The organism is Microcystis sp. LSC13-02 (assembly GCA_002282935.1).
Taxonomy (GTDB): domain Bacteria; phylum Cyanobacteriota; class Cyanobacteriia; order Cyanobacteriales; family Microcystaceae; genus Microcystis.
In genome coordinates this window covers 12,767-19,489 of sequence record MTBT01000146.1, presented here as the reverse complement: position 1 = coordinate 19,489, position 6,723 = coordinate 12,767, and the positions used below count along the sequence as shown (strand labels likewise).

The window sequence follows — 6,723 nt, the reverse complement described above, 5'->3', positions numbered from 1 at the left end:
TAATATTATCAATCCCTTCTTCAACCCTAATCTTAATCGGATAACGATAAAAACCCGCTAACCGCAATAGGGGAAATAGGGTTAAAACTTTCACTTGTCCTTCTGATGCTTTATCTTCCATCAAATAGGGTCGAAAATCGTTGCGGATTTGAACAAGTTCTAATTTTTCTGCCTCGCTGACGGTTTCCAAAGCTAAAAGCTCTGTAAATGAAACATCCTCAAGCTTTTCTTGGAAATTGAGATGACGTTGAACATCAGCAAGGGTTAGTTTACTTGTTTTGAGGGTAAGCATTGATTTAGCAAGCAGTACATTGCTGTTTCCATGATAGCGGAAGATAGGTGTCTCGGCTGTTCTTGCTAACAAAATAGACCCGAATTTAGGGGGTATTTTCTGGAAAAGAATCACTATAATTAAATAAAAATGGTACGCTATTTTTTCCCGATCCATCCATGACTAAAACCCGGGGCATTTGGGCCCCACCTTCGCGCCAAGCTTCGATCGCTTCTTTCTGTAAAACTAATCCTCCCCCCTGTTCTTTTAAAGTTTCTGCTAATAGTCTTTGTGCCTCAGCTTTCCCTTTAGCGCGATTAACTTCTGCTTGGGCCTGTTGTTCCGCTTCTTGGGTGATATAAACGGCTCTTTGGGCGCGTTGTTCTGCGATTTGTTTATCTTCGACAGCCCGAGCAAATTCTGGAGAAAAATTCAAATCTACCACACTGGTATCTAAGACTAGAATACCATACTTTTCTAACCGAGTCGATAGGGCATTATCAAAGTCTTCTTTTAACTCACTGCGTCGAGTAATTGCCTCCTCTACTGTTCTTTTAGCGGCGGCAATTTTAAAGGATTCTTGGGTTTGAGGGGCGATAATTTTAGCGACAATATTTTGTAGGGTGCCTTGGGTTCTTCTAATTGCCACTACTTGAGTCGGATCGAGACGAAAATTAATCGCAAAACTAGCGGATAAATTTTGTAAATCTTTAGTGGAACTTTGGGCCGGAACTTCAAATTTTTGCACCGTAACATCGTAGATATCGACACTAGAAACAAAGGGAGGTTTAAAGTGCAGTCCCTCCAATAAAACCCCGTCCTTAGCCTTTCCTAAAACACTTAAAACCCCCGCTTGTCCGGGGGTGATAATCACATAGGCATTAAAGGCCGCTAAAATGACAATAGTGACCAATAATCCCCCGATCAGGGAAAGTAAATTAATAGCATCTTTCTGGTTCACAGTTTATACTCCTTGATGAGCGACTAAAGCGAGAATTTTTACTGCGATCGCTTGATTGACAGGCATCACTGACAGACGATTTCCTGTCCTTACTAATAATAATTCATCGGCGGTAAAATTTTGTTTTAAAATTCCTAGGAGCAGCAGTTGGGGAAAAAGGCGATCGAATTCAACTTTAACCGTCCACCAGCGCGGGGAATCTGGGGAGGATTTAGAATCATAGTAGGGACTATCGGGATCGAATTGTGTCGGATCGATCATATCGGTTTCCACTACGCGCATCAAGCCGACAATCCCCGGCGGGGTCGTATTAGAATGATAAAAAAAGGCCAAATCTCCCCGTTTCATCTGACGGAGAAAATTGCGCGCTTGATAATTTCGCACTCCCTCCCAAATAGTTTGACCATCTTTTTTTAAATCCTCGATACTATAGACATGGGGTTCCGATTTCATTAACCAGTAATTTAAATTCATCATTTATCGTTATTATTAATTCAAATAAGCTCAAAAATATTTTTAGCCGTTCCTGTCAGCCTTGTTACCATAGGGTTATACCAAATCTGGTTATTAAAGACTGATTATTTATTCCTCCTGTTGCCTCTTGCCTCTTGCATGAGTGCCTGTCCTGATATGTAGCCTATACTCAAAGGATTTAGTATTAAATATAATTCACTTTGACTGCTTTTGTAGATCTACTCAAACAATTATTGGGGAGAATGTATCTAAAAATACCTTTGTTAGCGGCAATTTTTAAGGACTATAAGCCTTCAAGTCGCACTATTCTTGGCAACCGCCAGTTTTTCCCTATAGCTAAAAATAATTTATTCTCGATTATTAAATCGCTCAAATAAGCTGTAAAATAGGATACATTGCTCTAAAAATCTCTAGCCAATCCATAGATTATCGGTGTTCCAAGCCACTCGCCGCCGTTTAGCCTTATGGTACACTGCCGTCACTGCCATACTACTGCTTTTTCTCGCTACGGGAATGTATTTTTATGTGCGCCATACCCTAGTGGATCGCATTGATGATACCCTCAAACACATCATTGAGGTGGTAAATCGTTCCCTCGTGATCGAATCGATTCCCCCGGACCAAGGACGTTATCGCGTCGATCCCCTCGCAAGTTTTCCCAGTCAGGGTAAATCCGTCGAGGACGATCATATAGATTTGGAATGGTTTGATCCCCAAGGTAATCTACTTTGGTCAACTCTGGCTGAATCCTTAGATATTCCCCTCCATCCCCACCGTCAGGGGGAAACTATTCGCTTATCCGATGATCGTCTGCTGCGACAAGTAACCGAAAGGGTGGAAATCGGTCATTATGTTTTGGGATATCTGCGGGTAAGTCATCCTTGGTTTGAGGTGACAAAACCGATTAGACAGCTATTATGGGATTTAATCGCCGGAATTTGCCTGATGATTGCCAGTGTCGCCTGGATTGGTTGGTTTTTGTCCGGTTTAGCCATTCAACCAGTAAAAGAGTCCTATCAGAGTTTAAAACAATTTACCGCCGATGCTTCCCATGAATTACGCAATCCGATCGCCACTATTCAAACTAACGTGCAAATGGCGATCGCTTATCCCCAAACTGGCCATCAACGCTTGCAAGTGATCGATCGTTTAACGGAAAGATTGGGCAATTTAGTCAATGATCTGCTCTTTTTAGCCCGTTCTGATAGTGGCATCGTCCAACCGATTGAGCAAGCTGTACCTTTGGATGCTTTATTGATGGAAGTGGTGGAAGAACAGCGTTTAATCGCCGATAAGCAGGGAATTTCCCTCTCTTTGTCGATTGTGGAACCAGACCAAGAGGATTTTTCCTACAGCGATGAAATGTTTACTATGCGGGGAGATTGGGATCAATTAGCACGTTTATTCACAAATTTAATCTCTAATGCCCTAAAACACGCTTTTTTGCCCGAATCTGAGCCTAAAAATCTGGCAGTGGAATTGGAAAAAAGTAAACGCGATCGACAATCGGTGTTACTGGTACGCGTCAAAGATAACGGAATCGGTATTCCCGAGGCTGCTTTGTCCCATATTTTCGATCGCTTTTATCGTCTCGATCCCGCACGACAAAATTCTGCCACTTCCGGGGGAACAGGATTAGGATTAGCGATCGCTTTAGCGATTACCCTCAGTCATCATGGACAAATTAGCGTCGAAAGTCAGATCGATCGAGGAACAATCTTCACCGTCACCTTACCGAAAAGCCATCAACGGGAGAAAAAAACTGAAAGGTCAGAAGCTTAACACCTCTGACCTTCTTTATCATACCCCCAAGGGAATTCGAATCCCTGTCGCCTCCGTGAAAGGGAGGTGTCCTAGGCCACTAGACGATGGGGGCGTGGATTTCAGACCTTTTTAAATATAACAATAATCTTTCTGGGAGTCAAGGGTTTTGGCAAAAAATTTTTTAATCCCGCCCTTGCACAATAGGATAGTCTAATTGAAGATGTTATCGCCCAAAATCCATGGCTGCCGATCCCTATAAAAGCCGACTGTTCAACCTGATCAACCGTCGTTTGATCCGTCTGAAAGATAACCTCGGCCGCGTCTCCCGTCGCGGTCAAAATGCGATCGCTATTGCCCTGCAAATAGCCCTCTATCCCGTCTATTTGCTGGTACAATCGCTGCGGATGACGGCTAATCAATTGGGGAACAGTCTCCAGAAACAATTATCACCCCCCGGAAAAGATGGGACGGATGCGATCGAAGAATTTCTACAGAGCTTATCTGACCAAGAAACGCCATTTATTGGCATAGCAGCTGATCTAGAGGATCAAGCTTTAGTTTTCGTCACTAACGATCACCAGACTGTTAAAATCACCGATAATCAAACCCAAAGACAAATAGAAAAACAAATTAGGACGGCACTGGCTAACTACGCCCTGGCAAAACGGAGAATTAAGCGATTAAATCGGCAATATCCGCCTTTATTACCGAATTTTACCGACAAAAATCCTGTCTTACCCCCGATCCGTTGGTTTTGGAACCTACTACGCTGGGAACAACAGGGGCAAATAGCGATCGCCATAAATCTATTCCAGGAATCCCATCTCGTCAAAACCCCGACACCACCCTCCTTACCACTGCCTAATTTAAATTCTCAAGCGATTTTAGAAGTTATTGACGAAAAATTAGCAATTTTCGAGGCTAAATTTCTCGCTATCTCCCCCGCAATCCCCAGCAGTTTGAGCCACACCCCTAACCCCCCTTCCGAGATCGTTAACGAGTCCCCGACTCTAGAGAAAAATTCCTCCTATCTCTGGGGCCTTTATTGGTTAATTTATGCGGCGATCGAGCATTTCTGGGCAAAAGAGAAGAATAATTTAGAATATAGTGCTGATTCACCCGCTTTATCGGCAAAATATCCCTTAAGTTTTCCTAATTCTCTGCTGATCAGCTTCAAGCAACGTCTCCAGGATTGGCCAGAAAAACAAACCCAAGCTGATCCCTTCACGATCGGCAAACTCATCCAAGCGGCGATCGATCACTTCTTTTCCTCTCGCCAATCCCTGACATTTTCCGCCGTCAGCGAGCAACCTTGGCTAGAATCCGCCGATATCTTGGCTATTTCTCCCCAAGACTCCGAAAAACCGCGCCTTAACCCCGCTCATCCCCTTCCCCAGTCCCATAGCACAAAAAAAGCTTTTAGTCAAGAAAAACAAAATAAATCTTTACAAAAAATCCCCCCGGCCGCCGCTGAAATTACTCCGGGAGAATCCCCCCCCACAACCCAATTAGATCCCCGCTACGCTAGGGAGATAATTCAACCAATTAACGAAGAATGGTTAGAAACCGAATCAACCCCCGTCGGCTACGTTAAACACCCCTTAGAACGGATTTTAGAGGGATTAGATGCGATTATTTTATGGGTGGAGGAATTAGTTATTAAAATCTGGCGTTGGTTGCGGTACAATCGACGCATTTCTAAATTACTCAAACGCAAACGCTAAATCGATCGGTTTTGGGTATAGCCGATCGAGTAGTCTTTCTGTTGTGAGAAAATTGAGACTATCTTGAGGGACTTACCTCTATCAATCTTAGGCATTTCAGCAGTTAAGTTCATGGCTATAATCTGAAATTACCGAAATTTATCGACAAAAATAAGCTAAACTAACGGCAAAGATAATATGTTTTGATTTTTTCCTTGGCATTACTTATGGACGGTATCTGTACCTTAGCCAACGATCGCGTTTACGATCAATTAGTCGCCCTACTCAACAGCATCGAGGTAAATGGGGGAAAAGATCTTCCTGTTTGTGTCTATCCCTACGATGACAACACCGAACGTATCAAGGCGGAAATTGCTCAACGTCCTAATGTAGAGTTATTTGATAATCAGGAAATTATCGAACGTTGGGAAAATTTCGCCAAGTCGATTTGGGATAGCCACCCGCAAGCCCGCGAACGTTGGTTGAAATCGGGTTGCACTGACCGATATTATCGTATGGGAATGCACCACCGTTTTATTGCTTTTGATAGTCCCTTCGAGCGTTTTATCTACATGGATGGGGACACATTGCTACTCGATGCCATTGATAAAATCTTCGCTATCCTAGATAGGCACGATTGTGTTGTTTATGACTTTCAGCACAAAGATCCCACTCATGTCTACGAAGTTTCTCGACCAAAATTATTCGAGGTTTTTTCCCGTGATCGTATCGAAAAGGAGATTTTTTGTGCAGGTTTCTACGCTTCTAAAACTGGTTTGTTCGATGAAAATCAGCGAGATTGGCTCATAGAACGATTGCGAGCAGGGGAAGCGGAAATTCTCTATCCGATGGCTCCCGATCAAACTATTGTCAATTATATGATGATGCGCTCAAATTTTTCTATATATAATCTAGCTCTTCAATTGCCTAAAGAAGAACGCACCGGCTGCTGTGTCACCTCTCCCCATTTTCAGGCTTTAGATAATATTCTTTACGACCACGACAAACGCTTGACATACCTTCACTACATTGGTTTATCTTCCACTCTGTTCACTCGACTTTGTAGCGGTGAAAATCTCGATTTTCCCTATCGAGATATTTTCTTACACTATCGTTATCTCCACCAACCTAGTCAACGCCCTATCTTTACCGATAGTCCCAAACCCTATCAACCACCGACCCCTACCTTTTGGCAAAAAGTAACCAGAAAACTCGGTTTAGGAAAATAATCATTAAGATTGAGAAGATCAATGCCGGAGTTACTAGGGGTTTCACCGGTCTAGATTGTATCAGACTTATCTGAAATGACTATACATTTTCAAGGTCTAATCTTCTCCATAAGAAGATTCCAGGCGAAAAAAAGCCAAAAAGTAGCGGAATGTATAGCGCGCCACTACATCTCAGAAAAAACCTCTTACCAAAATTTTGGGTTAAAGCCCCGTCCTTTTAGGACGGCTTGATGTTAAAATAAAATTGGTTTGAATCCCCTGAGTGGGCGGTAGTGAATGGCTCGATTGAGTTGAACCCTGGAACTCGAAAGTCTGCATAAG

The 6,723-nt window shown here is 43.0% G+C and carries 5 protein-coding genes, 1 tRNA gene and 1 pseudogene; 3 read left to right on the top strand and 4 right to left on the bottom strand.

Going from position 1 to position 6,723, the window contains the following annotated elements:
* The 3 genes and pseudogenes from BGL89_RS08915 to BGL89_RS08905 all read right to left on the bottom strand — a co-directional run.
* A pseudogene (locus BGL89_RS08915) lies at positions 1-292 on the bottom strand (restriction endonuclease subunit R); the annotation flags it as partial.
* Between the two features lie 85 nt (positions 293-377).
* Entirely contained in the window at positions 378-1,232 is an 855-nt protein-coding gene (locus BGL89_RS08910) for a prohibitin family protein (protein WP_286825403.1), read from the bottom strand.
* Between the two features lie 3 nt (positions 1,233-1,235).
* Entirely contained in the window at positions 1,236-1,709 is a 474-nt protein-coding gene (locus BGL89_RS08905) for an EVE domain-containing protein (RefSeq protein WP_286825402.1), read from the bottom strand.
* 429 nt (positions 1,710-2,138) lie between these two features.
* On the opposite strand from BGL89_RS08905, the gene BGL89_RS08900 reads away from it, so the two are divergent.
* Positions 2,139-3,488 (top strand): sensor histidine kinase, encoded by a 1,350-nt coding sequence (locus BGL89_RS08900; RefSeq protein ID WP_286825401.1) that lies wholly within the window; start codon positions 2,139-2,141, stop codon positions 3,486-3,488.
* A 21-nt stretch (positions 3,489-3,509) separates the two neighbouring features.
* Here BGL89_RS08900 and BGL89_RS08895 read toward each other — a convergent pair.
* Positions 3,510-3,582 (bottom strand) — tRNA-Glu (locus tag BGL89_RS08895).
* Positions 3,583-3,709: 127 nt separating this feature from the next.
* Here BGL89_RS08895 and BGL89_RS08890 point away from each other — a divergent pair.
* Together BGL89_RS08890 and BGL89_RS08885 are read left to right on the top strand one after the other, a co-directional pair.
* On the top strand, positions 3,710-5,194 hold the full coding sequence (locus tag BGL89_RS08890; RefSeq protein WP_286825400.1) for a hypothetical protein: 1,485 nt from the start codon (positions 3,710-3,712) through the stop codon (positions 5,192-5,194).
* Between the two features lie 206 nt (positions 5,195-5,400).
* Positions 5,401-6,402 (top strand): Npun_R2821/Npun_R2822 family protein, encoded by a 1,002-nt coding sequence (locus tag BGL89_RS08885; protein ID WP_286825404.1) that lies wholly within the window; start codon positions 5,401-5,403, stop codon positions 6,400-6,402.
* Positions 6,403-6,723 lie beyond the last annotated feature (321 nt).